This window comes from Mucilaginibacter gossypii (assembly GCF_017569325.2).
In the GTDB taxonomy this organism is placed as follows: Bacteria; Bacteroidota; Bacteroidia; order Sphingobacteriales; family Sphingobacteriaceae; genus Mucilaginibacter; species Mucilaginibacter gossypii.
Map to the genome: position 1 here is coordinate 3,430,951 of NZ_CP071878.2, position 14,123 is coordinate 3,445,073.

Below are 14,123 nucleotides of genomic sequence, written 5' to 3' on the forward strand. Positions count from 1 at the left end.
TAAAGTTTTTATGCGTTAAAGGCTTTAAGCGTTTGCTGTTTTAAGTTGAGTAAATTAATTAAGTGATTGCGGGTTTTATCCCAGGCTGGCTGGAGGTTAACCTGCTGTGATGTAATGTTTTCGACATGTTTCAAAGCCCCGACAGGGACCAGGCTGATATACCGGGTAAAAAAACCACGATTATATTCGTAAGGCCAGTTAGCCATTTTAAGCAAGGCCGAAACCGCAAACTCGGTGCCCCATTCATCACTAATGCGGATGGCATGAGCAATTGTATTTTGCGGATCACTGCTCAGGGCTTTCAGCAGGTATTTTTCCTGTTCCCTGCCGCTTAGCATTTCAACAAAATCCGGATAGAACATATTTTGCCCGAGAAAAAACGGCACCCAATTCTTTTGCCCAAACTTTGCTACCGCATTGGCCAAAGCCGGTACCATAGCAGGTGCATATTTTTCAAAATATTCAACTATCTGAATGGGCGTTGCTTCAAACTGATCTTCCCAAAACGCAGGCGGCACGCTGCTGATGAGCTGATAAACAACATAGTTTTCGTCAGTTACCGTACTTTTAGGCCCCGATAATTTTTCGATGCCCGATTTGTAGATGCTTTCGTCAACTACGGCGGGAAGTTTTATTTGGATGGAAGTTTTGGTAGTTAAACCTAATAAGGCCTTTTCTTTTTTTAGCGATACAGATTCACGTAGCAACTGCTGATACTGTTTAACAACCGACGAACCAGAAATACTTTTGAGCAGGGCCAAAGCTTCATCTTTAACCTTTTGCCCTTTTTCGTTGAGCAAGCCCTCCAACCATGGCAGGTCATTAGCATTACTATTCACTTTCATGGCTTTAAGCAATTCCAATTTACCGGCTGCATTCTCCTGCTCCCACGTTTGCTGCAGCCATTCTAAAGCTTTGGCGGGCTCACTCAGCCTTAAGCTTTTCAATATTTCTGAACGCTGGGCTGGCGTACCCATTTGCCATAGTTCCTCATCGGCTATAGTAGTAAACCAGTTCCACATAAGGTTCATTTTGCTAAGCCAAACTCCCCTGTTACCACTGCATTCAATAACAACTTTGCGCAATGCCATCTCCTTTTGTGCTTTTTCAAATACGACCGGCAATACATCAGGCAATAGTAATTGCCCTGATTTACAGCATTGCATTAACCACAATTGTAGTAATTGATCGTTCTCCTCGCCCAATATGGCGTTCAAAACCCCGGCGGCTTCGGGTGAACAGTACGGTCTTGTTTCTGCAGGCGCTTTATTAGCCGGCAGATCATTTTTTTGAAAGGGTACAAAACCCGATTGCCTGTAATTGTAGATCACAGCAGCTTTTTGCAGGTAGCGTTCTTCTTTATCTAAGCCTGCTGAGGCCTCTATCACATTAGCGATCAGGGCTACTTCTTCCGGCAAATCAGCAATAGCAGGTGTAGGTTTATCAGTACCCAGCATTGCGGTGTTTATGATACTTTCCCAGGCCTTCATCAGATACTTTTGTAATTATTTTGATGCCAAACGCCAATCGGGCGATATTCATTTTCTCTACCGATGACGGCCATGTTTACCGGGTCGCCTCCGCTTATGGCAATCAGTTGCCAGATGTTGGTATAACTTGCTGATATTTTACAGAGGCAGCCTTCGCTATCCTGTAGCCACCATTGCTTTTGGTAAAAAACCGGTGTTAGCGATGCTATAACAAGGGGCATTTCGCTGCGAAATGGCAAACGGCTGTTTAGTATGGTTTCATAACCGGCAACTTGCTGCCAGCCTGCAAATATTTTTATGTTAACGTTATCGATTTGCCTTATGATATTATAATCCTTAACGATAGCACGATACGGCAGGGCCGACGGGAAATACACCAGGGTAGCATCCAGGTATATTCCCGGCGAAAAGTTAAGCGGCGGGAATTGCCCTTTAACCGTAAATTGCAGCACCAGCGCATACCTGTTGGTTTTTAAACCGTAAAGCCAGTTTTGCTCAATGGTCAGTTGCTGCTCATCGCGACTTTCCTTTCCAATAACAAGCCAGGTATCCCTTACACCTGTTTGCGCCCGCAGCTCTTCCTGGTTGGTGGTGAAACCTATGACAGCGCGTAAATCCTGCTGCAAATCCGGGTCAATATTTTGAATGTTATTGTACCCCTCTGCAACTAAATATAATTGGAGTAATTTATCTATGAAGCCACTTTGCCAGCCTTCGTTCCAAAAGTTGGTAGCACCAAGGTTCCTCACCATACCAGCCAATCCCGATGCCTGGGCATCAACCATACGGCGGGCCATGTTATCCCAGTAAGCCGGCGTTTTTTCGGGGATGGTTAAAATTCCGCCGCGTACAATATCCTTGATCCAAACCATTAGTTCGGCTATCCCTGCACTTACTTTTTGTTCACGTACCTGTACACGTTTAGCCTGAGCGCTTTCATCTACAGGTTTTTCGGCCGCCTTTTCAACTTTTTTTTCTTCTTTTTCGGCTCGTTTGTTTATCCAGTCGCTTACCCAGGCAGGCATTGTTGATTTGGCAAATAAGCCTGGTTGCCTCGCACATAAAAGCATTAAGCCTAAGCCATGCTTACATGGAAATTTACGACTGGGGCATGAACATTTAAAGGCGATAGCGCCAAGATCAACCTGAGTTTGGTAAGGTTTGCTGCCGCTGCCCTGGCATTCGCCCCAAAGGGCTTCTTCACTAATACCTTTGCTTACCCATTTGGTCGGGTTAGCCAAATCACGACCTGCTTTTTTTGAAGCTTCATCAGGTGCGAGAGCGTATATCTGATCTTCTGTTAGCTGCAAAACTTGTGATGTTTAGTAAAAAAACGGGTTAGGTTTCTCGTTCCTAAAATCAGGATAAAATAATTAGCTGTCAACCCGAAAATAAACAAAAACCCTCCTCCGGTAATAACCGAAAGAGGGCCAGTCAACCTAACAAACACCCGGGTAACCCGGGTGTTTGTTAGGTCATATTAGTTAATCGTTACATTAAGTGCGAAATTATAAAGCAAACCCGTAGGCTAAACGCAGGCCAACCATACCAAAATGATCCTGATTAGCACCCGAAAAGTTTTCATAGCGTACACTTACATCCCAGGTTTTATTGGCCCAGCCTATACCAGGCGAAAGATCAAGTCTGTGCGGGCCCCAGCCTTCTTCCAGTTTTTCGTAAGCGATACCTGCTTCGCCGGCAACATATACACTTGGTACAAAAAACTCTTTGAAACCAAATTTAATCGGAATTTCGCCATAGCTTGGATAGCGTTTACCCGTAGCAGGATTTTCTTTCTGAAAAAAATGATACCCGCCCATAGTATAAGTAAGCGCAAAACTATTGCTTATACCGTATTGTAAACGGGCTGTACCACCTAAGGTAAAAGTAGTGCCAATTTTTGCTACACCTGTAGGCAAGCCGGTTTCAATTCCTAAACCTAAACGGAACGCATTTGCAGGAGTGGTTTGCGCTTTTACCGTATTTGAAAAAAACAGTGTTCCTGTCACAAGGGCCGCTGCTGTTAGCTTTGATAGTAATTTCATGTAGTAATATGTTTGTGTACATAATGATTACTACCATTTTAGCAAAGGCGTTGCCTCGGGTTGCAGTTTTTTTTATAACGGTAAGATATCTACCTGCAAAACACTACTCTTTTATATAATGCACCCCGAGAACACCATCGGCGAAAGTTGTGCTTTTTTCCAGTTTAAGTTTTATTTCCGCATTAGGAAACAACGGAACACCGGCGCCAAGCACTATCGGGTTTATAAACAGCCAAAATTCATCAATCAACCCTTCCTGCATCAAATAACGGGCAAGGCCGGGGCTGCCGAACATGATGATCTCGCCGCCTTCCTGTTTTTTGAGGTCTGAAATCCGCGCCTTTACATCGTCACTGATAAATTTAATCTTATCGGTATTTTGTCCGGCAGCATTTTCAGACACTACATACTTAAGTGTATTATTATACCATGTAGCGTGTTCAATATCATGTTTTGAGGGGTTTGGCCCATCGGCTGCTGTTGGCCAGTAGGCATCCATCATTTCAAAAGTTTTACGACCATACAGGGCGGTGTCAGCTACCTGTGTGCGGGCGTTGGCATACTCAAACAGCTCATTGCTGACTTTGATCCAGTCCATAGCGCCATCAGTGCGGGCAACCATACCGTCGAGTGAAATGTGCATAAACAATACTAAATTTCTCATAATATCAGTGGTTATATTTTTTATATCAAAATTAAACCGGTGCTCGTTCGTATGCAGGGGGCTAAAGCGACTTTTAAAGGGTGTAAATATGACTATAGTAAAAAGGCCATGCTCCCGCACGGCCTTCTGTTATCAATTATAAATTACTTTACAACGTAGCCATATCAATTACAAACCTGTAACGCACATCGCCTTTTTCCATACGGTCATAAGCAGTGTGAATATCCTTGATATCAATCATTTCAATATCCGAAACAATGTTATTTTCGGCACAGAAATCAAGCATCTCCTGGGTTTCTTTGATACCGCCAATACCCGAACCGGCTAAACTTTTACGGCCACCCAATAAACTGAACGCAGCAATCTCAGCCGGTTTAGGGGGAACACCTACGCAGATATGAACACCATCGGTACGTAATAACGATAGGTACATGTTAAAGTCATGCTCGGCCGATACGGTATCCAAAATAAAATCGAAGGAGTTTTTAGCTGCTTCAACCTGTTTTGGATCGGTAGTTACCACAAAGTGGTGAGCACCTAATTTTTTAGCGTCTTCTTCTTTCTTAGGAGATGTACTTAATACCGTAACATCGGCACCAAAGGCAACACCAAATTTAACCGCCATATGGCCTAAACCACCTAAGCCAAGCACGGCAAGCTTATGGCCTTTGCCTACTTTCCAGTGCCTTAGCGGCGAGTAGGTTGTGATGCCGGCGCATAATAACGGGGCAACGGCGGCCAGATCAACTCCTTCCTTAAGGTGCAGCACAAAATCCTCATTAACAACAATGGTGTTTGAGTAACCACCATAAGTAGGTGTTTTATGATCCTGTTCAAGGCCATTATAAGTTTGCGAGTTGCCATTGAGGCAATATTGCTCAAGGTCGCGTTTACAGTTTTCGCATGTACGACATGAGTCAACCAAACAGCCGGTGGCGGCAAGGTCGCCAACTTTAAAACCTTTTACATGCTCGCCAACTTTAACTACGCGGCCAACAATTTCATGTCCGGGCACCATAGGAAAAATGCCGGGGAACCAGTCGTTTTTGATCTGGTGCAAATCGGAGTGGCAAACGCCGCAGTACAAAATATCAAACTGTACGTCATGAGCACCAACTTCGCGCCTCTCAAAAGTCCAGGGGGCAAGCGGTGTATTTTCATCTTGCGCAGCATACGCTTTAGTTTCAATCATAGTAGTAAACGTTAAGTAGTGTGAATGATGATTTATTGAGTTTGTAGAGGATCTCCTCTACAAATGTACAATGATAATTTTATAAATATCGGCCAAGCATGGGTTGAAATAAAAAAGTGACACATGAGGAGATAAATATTAACCACAGATATTCGCAAACCTTTAATTTAGCATATAGATTAACACCGCATGAAGATAGCCATTGCCACCCCGCCTTTTCCGAAATCAATTAATGACGGTCTGCAACAAGCCGAAAAGCTGATTAAAGATGCAGCGTCACAACAGGCAGAGGTTATCTGTTTCCCTGAATCATATATACCTGCATATCCGGGTATGATAGCCGATCCGGAGCCAACATCACCGGCAATATTGCGATCGGCGCTGGATAAAGTATGCAGGATGGCCGCCGAAAATAATATTGCGGTAATTATGCCTATGGACTGGTACAGCGAAGACGGGCTTTTAAACATTGCACATGTAATATCCAAAACCGGCAACGTGCTTGGATATCAAACTAAAAATCAATTAGACCCATCGGAAGACGCCATTTGGGTTCCGGGTACCCAGAGAAGTATTTTTGAAGTGAATGGCTTAAAATTTGGCATTACCATTTGTCATGAAGGGTTCCGTTATCCCGAATCGGTAAGATGGGCGGCACGCAATGGCGCGCACATTGTTTTCCACCCTCATTTTTCGGGCAGTAATACTGATGGGGTATTGCTTACCGAATGGGGCAGTATGGCAAACCCCTATTACGAAAAAGCCATGATGATGCGGGCGCTGGAAAACACCATCTACTTTGCCAGTTCTAATTATGGTTCGCTTTACCCGGAATCAGCAAGTTCGGTCATAGCGCCGGATGGTACGTGTGTGGTTTACCAGGCTTATGGAACAACCGGTGTAATTATAGCCGATATTGACCCGCAAAAAGCTACCGGCTATCTGGCTAAAAGATTTAAACCACAGTTATACAATTACTAAAAGCGCCGATATCTTACCCATTATTTGAATTTTGTAAATAATGGATTGATTTATCCAAACCCTTCCTCTCCTATCTGTTTTACTTTTGTATCAAAACAAAAGAAATGGAAAACAGAAATAAAATTGCCGTGGTTACCGGCGGCAGCCGTGGCTTAGGCCGGGACATGGCCTTAAGGCTTGCCGAAAAAGGAATAGATGTTATTATAACCTACAATACCAATACAGAGGAAGCAGCAAAGGTGGTTAACCTTGCAGAACAAAGCAGCGCAAAGGCTGCTGCATTGCAACTCAATACTGGTGTAATTAAAAGCTTTGACGCATTTACCGAAAAACTGCGCGAAGTTTTGACGGATAAATTCGGCACCGATCATATCGACTTTTTAATTAATAATGCCGGGCAAGGCGGTTACAGCGCCATTAGCGATGTTACCGAGGATTTTTTTGATGATTTATTGAATGTGCATTTTAAAGGCGTATATTTTTTAACTCAAAAACTAATCCCACTGATGGCTGATGGCGGTGGTATTGTCAATGTATCATCCGGCTTGACGCGGGTATCCGTTCCGCGTTCTTCGGCCTATGCTTCCATGAAAGGCGCGGTAGAAATTTTCACCCGTTACCTGGCTAAAGAACTCGGCGGAAGAGGTATCCGAGCTAATGTGGTTGCCCCCGGCGCCATCATGACCGATTTTGGCGGCGGCCATTTGCGCAATAGCGAAGAAACCCAAAAAATGGTAAGCAGCATAACTGCATTGGGCAGGCCAGGTGTTGCGGAAGATATCGGCGGTGTAGTAGCTTTCCTTTGTACTGAAGATGCGCGTTGGGTTAATGGCCAGCGTATTGAAGCATCGGGTGGTATGGCAATTTAAATGAGAAATATCTTGATTAGCGGGGTACCTCGTTAAATTAATGAGGTACCCTTTTTGTAAGGGGTTGGCTGTATATTACAGAAGGGGCCAATAATGCGCCTCTACAACAGGTGATTTATTTTAATATTTCCAATATCACAATCACCGCGTTATTGCTTAACGCTTCCATATCAGCCTCTTCCAACTGCCATAACGCCAATCCGTCACGCTCATGCATCAGGCGGCCCTGCAACTCAAAAGCCCCGGCAAGCACAAATGCGTAAAACAACGATCTATAGTTTTGAAGTTGATAAAGCGCATCAGCCCTCCCGCCAAATACCCCTACATGCAATCGAAATGGATGCATTCCATTGGTGGGGACCAGGTCGATCAGTTCATTTTGTCTGTTGGTAATATCAAATTTAAAAATGGCGTCGCGCGGTAGATCTATAACCTCATCATCCTTTAGCTGAAAATAAATATAATTGATCCAATCGCTTTTATAAAGATTAGTTAATTCAAGGCGCTCACCGGCAACAGCATAACCTACAAACAGCTCTCCAACATCAATCAGGCGGATATCTCCATTTACCCTTTTTAACAACAACTCACCGGTTACCGGCATTAAAACAAACCAGCCCGAGTTTTCGACAGCTACATCAATTGAACTACTACCGGCCAGCATTTCATCATTCCATATCTCCAGGCTGCCAAAGGGTTTACGATGCTCGTTAAAATAGTTACCATAATTGAAACTACTGTAACGACGCAGAGTTGCGGTTTTGCTGAAACCTCTCTGGTCGGCCAAATGTATTTGTCCCGGTGAGATCTTTTCCATGTTAATTGTGATATTGCAATGAAGTTATGTTTATATACGGCTGCAATTGCATAAGGTTGGTAGATATGCAATTATTTTCGACATTTAACTGATTTTCGGCCTGTTGAGCGGATATGAGCAGGTAATTATCTATGGTATCATGCCAAAACAACGGTTCGGAATAAAAATTAACAGCCACCTGGTGTTTATCCTTATCACTAATATCCGAATTGATGATCTCCAGCTGAAACTTGCTGAACGTAAGGAACCGCCTGCCAACATTGTTTAAAATATCGGGCATAATACCGCCAAGCTGCTGAATATATCCTGTAACCGATGGTATAACCATACCGGTTAAACGCTGGGCATTGGGCACATTTCTTAACAATTCGGCATAGGAAGTATAGGCTGTTCCCTGGCTAAAGTTCTGGGCCTGCATTTTAAATTCCAGGTAGGTGCTTTCAAAGACCAGCTTATCCCATTGCTTGACTGACCGGATATCGATGATTTTACGATAACATAAAATGATGACGCGCTTTTGCATATGATGGTTCAAAAAACAAACGCCGGCGACAGCCGGCGCTCCGTTATAAACAAATGTTTTTTTAAGCAGGTACACTTAAACTGATAGCTAATACAAAACCGGCGGTGGTGCTACCGGTAACAGCAGCAGTTTCAAGCGTATACCCATCGCTAAACACATTATCACTGGCATTATACGTATATCCGCTCATGCCTTTAGCATAACCGCTAACAGCCGCCAGGGCAGTGCCATTACCTTCCGGAAAAGCGATCTGTGTTACTTTCAATGATGTACCCGATGAGTTATACACATGAACGTGAATATGCGTAGCCCTGCCCGTATACCAACCTGGAAATATAGAAGTAAAAGTTACCAGGCCATTTGAATCGGTAGTTTGCCTGCCACGCAAAAAATGTACGGAAGTATAATTTGTTGATTGTGTGCCGCTGCCGCCATATTCAGAATAATTGCCTTCCGCATCGCAATGCCAGATATCAACCAGCGCACCGGAAAGTGCACTACAGCTATTATTGCTGTTGTTGATTGTAATTTTCACGGTAAGTTTATACCCGGTACGGCCATCGGTAATATCGCTCCTTACATATGAAGCAGGCGAATGTGTTGGATATGGACCTTCCGTTTCGGTAGGCACAACACTGCAACTGCCTGTGTCGGTTGAACCCGAGGTACTGCCGGAAGATGAAGTGGTAGTAGTTGTGGCGGTATCAGCATCCTTTTTGCAGGCTTCAACCAATACCGACGATGACACTGCGCCGATTACCAGGCTTTTTAAAAAGTTCTTTCTTTCCATTGTATGTTCTGCTTTTAAGTTTAACCTAATCTGTTGATTCAAAAGTAAAAGCGGCATAGTCAGTGTTGAAACATGTGTCGGTTAGCTGCCTTTTTGTGTCGATAAACAGCAAATTATCGGTGCGCAGGAAGATAAGATTGTATAAACATACAGTTGCATGACAACTTTAAACCGTCAAATTTCTCTATCTTTGCATGTTTTTTTGAGAGTATATAATATTTATGGCATTAAAAAGCAGTGCGGTGATTACCGGTGTAGGCGGCTATGTTCCCGACAACATTTTAACTAACAGTGATTTAGAAAAAATGGTTGAAACTAACAGCGACTGGATAGTTTCACGTACAGGGATCAAAGAAAGAAGGATCCTCGCCGACAGAACACTGGCTACTTCAGATATGGCTGCCTTTGCAGTAAAAAATTTACTTGAAAATGCCAAAGTTGATCCTTCTGAAATTGACTGTGTTATTGTAGCCACCTCAACTCCCGATTACCTGCTTATCTCCACCGCCAGCATCGTTTGTGATAAATGTGGTTTAAACAATGCCTGGGCGTCTGACGTTAATGCGGCCTGCAGTGGTTTCCTTTATGCCTTTACCCTTGGCTCGAGCCTGGTTGAAAGCAACCGTTATAAAAAAGTAATAGTTATCGGTGCCGATCAAAACAGCGCCATTGTAAACTATGCCGACCGCAACACCTGTATCCTTTTTGGCGACGGCGCCGGCGCGGTATTGATTGAACCATCTACCGAAGATATTGGCGTTATTGACAGTGTATTTAAAACAGATGGGCACGGCAGGGAACATTTATATGTACCCGGCGGAGGTTCTATGAACCCGGCATCTGAAGAAACTATTGACGGCAAACTGCACTACATACGCCAGGATGGCCGCGTAGTCTTCAAAGCTGCCATAAAAGGGATGACTGAAAGCTGCACATCTGTGCTGCAACGTAACAACCTTACCATAGATGATATTAACTGGCTAATACCCCACCAGGCCAATTACCGCATTATACACGCCGTAGGTGATGCCTTGGGCCTACCTGAAAGCCGTGTTAAGATCAACATCGACCGTTATGGTAACACCACAGCTGCCACTATCCCGCTGGCGTTGTGGGATTACAAAGAAGATTTTAAAGAGAACGATAACATGATCCTGACAGCATTTGGTGCTGGGTTTTCATGGGGCGCTACTTATTTAAAATGGGGTAAATTGAGATAAGCACCCTCACCCCAACCCTCTCCAAAAGAGAGGGAGTTAAAATTCAATTCAATGACTACTGAAGAACGAATTAAAGAAGCCGAATCACGGATATTCAAAACAGTGTTCCCGAGCGACACTAATCATTACGATACGCTTTTCGGAGGTTCGGCAATGGCCATGATGGATGAGGTAGCTTTCATTACGGCCACCCGCTTCACCCGCAAAAAAATGGTTACCGTATCATCCGACAGGATCGACTTTAACCGTCCTATCCCGGCGGGTACCATCATTGAACTTGTTGGCCGTATATCCCATATCGGCAATACCAGCCTAAAAGTCTTGGTTGAAATCTATATTGAAGAAATGTACTCCTTTGTACGCGAAAAAGCTATCACCGGCACTTTTACCTTTGTTGCCATTGATGATCATAAGCACCCGGTAAGCGTATTGTAAGCTTAAAGCGGAAAGCCTAAGGCCTAAAGCCCGATTTTCCCGTATACAAAACTGCTTTGAGCTTTCAGCCTTAGGCTTTAAGCTCTTTTTTAGCTTCTTAATGTAGTTTCTTGCGCTTCAACAACCCGCCTGTAGTATCATCAATACTTTGCTGTACAATAAAGGCCTTGGGATCGATACGAAGAATAGTTTGTTTTAGCGATGGGATTTCCAAACGGGTAGCAACAGTGAATACAATATCGCGGGGATCGTTAACATGCCCGTCTTTACCATAACCGCTTTTCCCCTGGTAAATGGTAACACCGCGGCCGAGAGTAACTGTTATTGCCCGGCGGATAGCATCGCTCTTGGTTGAGATAACGGTAATACCTGAATATTGCTCAATACCATTCAGCAAAAAGTCGATCATTTTGGCGGCCGCCATATAAGTTAATATTGAATACATAGCCGGTTCAACACCCAATACCGAAGCCGCAACCCCAAATATTAAGACGTTGAGCAACAAAATAAAATCGCTCACTTTAAGCAGTTGTGTTTTTTTACTCACCAATACGGCAGCTATTTCAGTGCCATCGAGCACGGCTCCTCCACGCATGGCCAACCCACTGCCGGTACCGATAAATACGCCGCCAAATACCGCGGTAAGTAATTTATCATGAGTAACATCCGGAAATTGCACTACTGCAAGGCATAATGAAAGCAAAGCAATGGCCACAGTACTTTTAATAGCAAACCAAAGCCCAAGCTTCCGGTAACCGATCCACAAAAAAGGCACGTTGATAACAAAGATCAAAACAGATATGGGGATGGAGGTTATATCAGATATCAGCATGGATACCCCGGTAGCACCTCCGTCGATAAAGTGGCTCGATAATAAAAAACCTTTAAGACCAAAAGCCGCCGATAAAATCCCGAGTCCGATATTTGCTGAATCCCTGATCGTGTTGATTGCCTTCATGCCCAAATATAGCTTTTTGGCGCTAAAAGCAGGTATTTGAACACTGACGAATGTTGATAAAGTGAGATTTTTGACTTTTACCTCACCACCACCTGTATCGTATTCCTGCTAATTTGTTCAAGCAAAATAGTTTTGCCTTTGGTTAATTCCTTAATGGTATTCGCCCCGTCATGGCGTACAGTAATGAGCGTTAGCCCATCGTTATATTTCACTTTAAAATCTTGTTTTAGGCCGTTCAGCAACTTTTCAAAACGCTCTTCGTTCAAATCAAAGCAAACCGAAAAACTTAATGCTGATGTTTGCATCACATTTACCTTAACATTGTTTTGAGCAAACAGGCGAAACACATCGCTAAGGTGATCTTCCGTTATAAAAGAGTAATCCTTACCTGATACTGACAGTAATACCTGGTTTTGTTTCAGGATGATCACCGGCTTGGTAAACTGATTATGTCCATCTTCTTTAATTACTGTACCGGGCGAAGATGGGTCTGTAAACGGCTTTACCAGCAATGGGATCCGTGCATTCTGCAACGGCTTGATGGTTTTTGGATGGATGACACTGGCGCCATAATAGGTCATTTCGATGGCTTCCGTATAGGAGAGCTCATCAAATTTAACCGTATCAGCAAAAAATCTCGGATCGGCGTTCAGGATGCCTGGAACATCTTTCCAGGCAGTAACCGATTCGGCACCTAAGCAAGCTGCAAATATAGATGCTGTGTAATCAGACCCTTCGCGACCAAGTGTGGTGGTAAAATTTTCGGAGGTGCCGCCCAAAAAGCCCTGGGTTACAACAATACTTTTTTCAAGTAAGGTTGGAAGATCCTTGCTGATACTTGCTTTAGTTTTATCCCAATCTACTATACCCTCTCTGTAAGTATTATCGGTATGCACATATCCGCGTACATCAAGCCATTTACTTTTGAGGCCAACCTGGTTCAGGTAGGCATTAACTATCCGGGTTGACACCAGTTCGCCAATGGATACGATCTGGTCATAAACAAAATCATAGCTATCATGTGGCTCATCCTCAATGGCCCAGTCAATTTCCACAAAGGTATTGGCAACTTCATCAAATACAGGGTGGCCCGGTTCAAATAATCCGCTCAGGATGTTGTAATGATATTCTTTAATTTCGTTAAAGATCCCGTGCATATCATCGGTTTGCTCCATGTAGGCTTTGGTAAGCTTTTCGAGCGCGTTGGTGGTTTTGCCCATGGCCGATACCACGATGAGCAATTGCTGACCAGTATATTGTTTTACAACATTAGCAAGGTTGGTAACACCCGCGGCATCTTTAACTGATGCCCCTCCGAATTTAAAAACAAGCATTTATTTAATGAATTGGCTTACAACCGAACCCGGCTGTACTAATGATTTGATCTGTGCGTATGGAATAAACAATTCGGTAATACCGGCCGCATATGGTTTAATATCATACTGATTGTACAAAAATTTAATCCCGAGTGGCGTAATAGAAAAATTAGTATTGAGCGCGAATTTGTTATCCTTAAAAAAATAATTGGTGGCGAGTGATGCGGTATCACTTAATTTTTCATTCTTCCTGAAAATCTTTTCGGCAACGGCATTTAATTTATCATGATACCCGTCAACAAGAATATCATCAAGTTTGAGGTTTTTACCGGCTTTGGTATCCCAGTTTATAAAGCCGACAGATGTGCTGCCATGAGCGCCGCCGGTATATGAATAACCCCGAACTTCGAGCGTTGTTAAGCTCGAATCCTGATGGATCACCTTAACAGAATCATCCAGCGTAAAAAACATTCCCGACCGCGCGTTAGTCTTCTTAAAATCATCATATGATTTCAGGAACTTTTTGGTCATCAGTTCCAGGCTGGTGTCGGCTTTACCGTCCATAGCAAACATCGATGTAAGCTTACGGGTTATGGTATCATTTAAAGTTTTGGCGCTGTCAAAAACAGGGTAGTTAATTTTCACTACCGTACAGGCGCTATCGGCCTTAGCACCGCAATCTGCCGCCCGCGCTTTGATTACTTTATAAGCATAACGCAAGGTATCAAATGACTTCTCGGGAATTTTATTAGGAACACCCCACTGACACGATGATAATCCCATCGCCAGAAAAAACGCCAGGCACAGATTTTTCATAGGTATA

Annotated in this window: 15 protein-coding genes; 4 read left to right on the forward strand and 11 right to left on the reverse strand. The window is 43.6% G+C overall.

Translation table 11 applies throughout. The features are described 5' to 3' along the window. Window positions 1-8: 8 nt before the first annotated feature. The 5 genes from J3L18_RS14280 to J3L18_RS14300 form a co-directional block, all read right to left on the reverse strand. Window positions 9-1,490 carry a DUF5691 domain-containing protein gene (locus J3L18_RS14280; protein WP_129571905.1) on the reverse strand — a complete coding sequence of 494 codons (1,482 nt, stop codon included), beginning with the start codon at window positions 1,488-1,490 and terminating at the stop codon, window positions 9-11. Next, window positions 1,490-2,800 (reverse strand): SWIM zinc finger family protein, encoded by a 1,311-nt coding sequence (locus tag J3L18_RS14285; protein WP_129571906.1) that lies wholly within the window; start codon window positions 2,798-2,800, stop codon window positions 1,490-1,492. Before J3L18_RS14285 ends, J3L18_RS14280 begins: the two co-directional genes overlap by 1 nt. A 198-nt stretch (window positions 2,801-2,998) precedes the next feature. Beyond that, window positions 2,999-3,535, reverse strand: coding sequence for a hypothetical protein (locus tag J3L18_RS14290; RefSeq protein WP_129571907.1), 537 nt, complete (start codon window positions 3,533-3,535; stop codon window positions 2,999-3,001). A 103-nt stretch (window positions 3,536-3,638) separates the two neighbouring features. Continuing rightward, window positions 3,639-4,199, reverse strand: coding sequence for a dihydrofolate reductase family protein (locus J3L18_RS14295; protein ID WP_129571908.1), 561 nt, complete (start codon window positions 4,197-4,199; stop codon window positions 3,639-3,641). Window positions 4,200-4,347: 148 nt separating this feature from the next. After that, window positions 4,348-5,391: an NAD(P)-dependent alcohol dehydrogenase gene (locus tag J3L18_RS14300; protein ID WP_091163319.1), complete on the reverse strand. Its 1,044-nt coding sequence runs from the start codon at window positions 5,389-5,391 to the stop codon at window positions 4,348-4,350. A gap of 189 nt (window positions 5,392-5,580) precedes the next feature. Between J3L18_RS14300 and J3L18_RS14305 the strand changes: the two genes are divergently transcribed. Both J3L18_RS14305 and J3L18_RS14310 read left to right on the forward strand, forming a co-directional pair. Next, window positions 5,581-6,372: a carbon-nitrogen hydrolase family protein gene (locus tag J3L18_RS14305; protein ID WP_129571909.1), complete on the forward strand. Its 792-nt coding sequence runs from the start codon at window positions 5,581-5,583 to the stop codon at window positions 6,370-6,372. Between the two features lie 104 nt (window positions 6,373-6,476). After that, complete coding sequence (locus J3L18_RS14310; RefSeq protein ID WP_129571910.1) at window positions 6,477-7,241, forward strand: SDR family NAD(P)-dependent oxidoreductase; 765 nt, start codon at window positions 6,477-6,479, stop codon at window positions 7,239-7,241. A gap of 115 nt (window positions 7,242-7,356) precedes the next feature. Here J3L18_RS14310 and J3L18_RS14315 read toward each other — a convergent pair whose 3' ends face one another. The 3 genes from J3L18_RS14315 to J3L18_RS14325 form a co-directional block, all read right to left on the reverse strand. Next, window positions 7,357-8,058 carry a pirin family protein gene (locus J3L18_RS14315; RefSeq protein ID WP_129571911.1) on the reverse strand — a complete coding sequence of 234 codons (702 nt, stop codon included), beginning with the start codon at window positions 8,056-8,058 and terminating at the stop codon, window positions 7,357-7,359. 1 nt (window position 8,059) lies between these two features. After that, on the reverse strand, window positions 8,060-8,581 hold the full coding sequence (locus J3L18_RS14320; protein ID WP_129571912.1) for a hypothetical protein: 522 nt from the start codon (window positions 8,579-8,581) through the stop codon (window positions 8,060-8,062). A 61-nt stretch (window positions 8,582-8,642) separates the two neighbouring features. After that, on the reverse strand, window positions 8,643-9,371 hold the full coding sequence (locus tag J3L18_RS14325) for a dioxygenase family protein (protein ID WP_129571913.1): 729 nt from the start codon (window positions 9,369-9,371) through the stop codon (window positions 8,643-8,645). 221 nt (window positions 9,372-9,592) lie between these two features. On the opposite strand from J3L18_RS14325, the gene J3L18_RS14330 reads away from it, so the two are divergent. Both J3L18_RS14330 and J3L18_RS14335 read left to right on the forward strand, forming a co-directional pair. Continuing rightward, window positions 9,593-10,591 (forward strand): beta-ketoacyl-ACP synthase III, encoded by a 999-nt coding sequence (locus J3L18_RS14330; RefSeq protein ID WP_129571914.1) that lies wholly within the window; start codon window positions 9,593-9,595, stop codon window positions 10,589-10,591. A 51-nt stretch (window positions 10,592-10,642) separates the two neighbouring features. Next, the gene (locus tag J3L18_RS14335) at window positions 10,643-11,026 is read left to right on the forward strand and encodes an acyl-CoA thioesterase (RefSeq protein WP_090524011.1); all 384 of its coding nucleotides are present in this window, start codon (window positions 10,643-10,645) and stop codon (window positions 11,024-11,026) included. Between the two features lie 97 nt (window positions 11,027-11,123). Here the strand turns inward: J3L18_RS14335 and J3L18_RS14340 are convergent, their stop codons facing one another. From J3L18_RS14340 to J3L18_RS14350, 3 genes are all read right to left on the reverse strand, one after another. After that, the gene (locus J3L18_RS14340) at window positions 11,124-11,984 is read right to left on the reverse strand and encodes a YitT family protein (RefSeq protein WP_129571915.1); all 861 of its coding nucleotides are present in this window, start codon (window positions 11,982-11,984) and stop codon (window positions 11,124-11,126) included. A gap of 77 nt (window positions 11,985-12,061) precedes the next feature. Beyond that, the gene (locus J3L18_RS14345; protein ID WP_129571916.1) at window positions 12,062-13,318 is read right to left on the reverse strand and encodes an aspartate kinase; all 1,257 of its coding nucleotides are present in this window, start codon (window positions 13,316-13,318) and stop codon (window positions 12,062-12,064) included. Then, the gene (locus J3L18_RS14350) at window positions 13,319-14,116 is read right to left on the reverse strand and encodes a PdaC/RsiV family protein (protein WP_129571917.1); all 798 of its coding nucleotides are present in this window, start codon (window positions 14,114-14,116) and stop codon (window positions 13,319-13,321) included. Between the last annotated feature and the right edge of the window lie 7 nt (window positions 14,117-14,123).

Coding starts and splice junctions, on each gene's coding strand:
- J3L18_RS14310 (WP_129571910.1), top strand. CDS start 6,477: ATGGAAAACAGAAATAAAATTGCCGTGGTTACCGGCGGCAGCCGTGGC.
- J3L18_RS14335 (WP_090524011.1), top strand. CDS start 10,643: ATGACTACTGAAGAACGAATTAAAGAAGCCGAATCACGGATATTCAAA.
- J3L18_RS14330 (WP_129571914.1), top strand. CDS start 9,593: ATGGCATTAAAAAGCAGTGCGGTGATTACCGGTGTAGGCGGCTATGTT.
- J3L18_RS14325 (WP_129571913.1), bottom strand. CDS start 9,371: ATGGAAAGAAAGAACTTTTTAAAAAGCCTGGTAATCGGCGCAGTGTCA.
- J3L18_RS14280 (WP_129571905.1), bottom strand. CDS start 1,490: ATGAAGGCCTGGGAAAGTATCATAAACACCGCAATGCTGGGTACTGAT.
- J3L18_RS14290 (WP_129571907.1), bottom strand. CDS start 3,535: ATGAAATTACTATCAAAGCTAACAGCAGCGGCCCTTGTGACAGGAACA.
- J3L18_RS14315 (WP_129571911.1), bottom strand. CDS start 8,058: ATGGAAAAGATCTCACCGGGACAAATACATTTGGCCGACCAGAGAGGT.
- J3L18_RS14295 (WP_129571908.1), bottom strand. CDS start 4,199: ATGAGAAATTTAGTATTGTTTATGCACATTTCACTCGACGGTATGGTT.
- J3L18_RS14350 (WP_129571917.1), bottom strand. CDS start 14,116: ATGAAAAATCTGTGCCTGGCGTTTTTTCTGGCGATGGGATTATCATCG.
- J3L18_RS14300 (WP_091163319.1), bottom strand. CDS start 5,391: ATGATTGAAACTAAAGCGTATGCTGCGCAAGATGAAAATACACCGCTT.
- J3L18_RS14320 (WP_129571912.1), bottom strand. CDS start 8,581: ATGCAAAAGCGCGTCATCATTTTATGTTATCGTAAAATCATCGATATC.
- J3L18_RS14345 (WP_129571916.1), bottom strand. CDS start 13,318: ATGCTTGTTTTTAAATTCGGAGGGGCATCAGTTAAAGATGCCGCGGGT.
- J3L18_RS14340 (WP_129571915.1), bottom strand. CDS start 11,984: ATGAAGGCAATCAACACGATCAGGGATTCAGCAAATATCGGACTCGGG.
- J3L18_RS14305 (WP_129571909.1), top strand. CDS start 5,581: ATGAAGATAGCCATTGCCACCCCGCCTTTTCCGAAATCAATTAATGAC.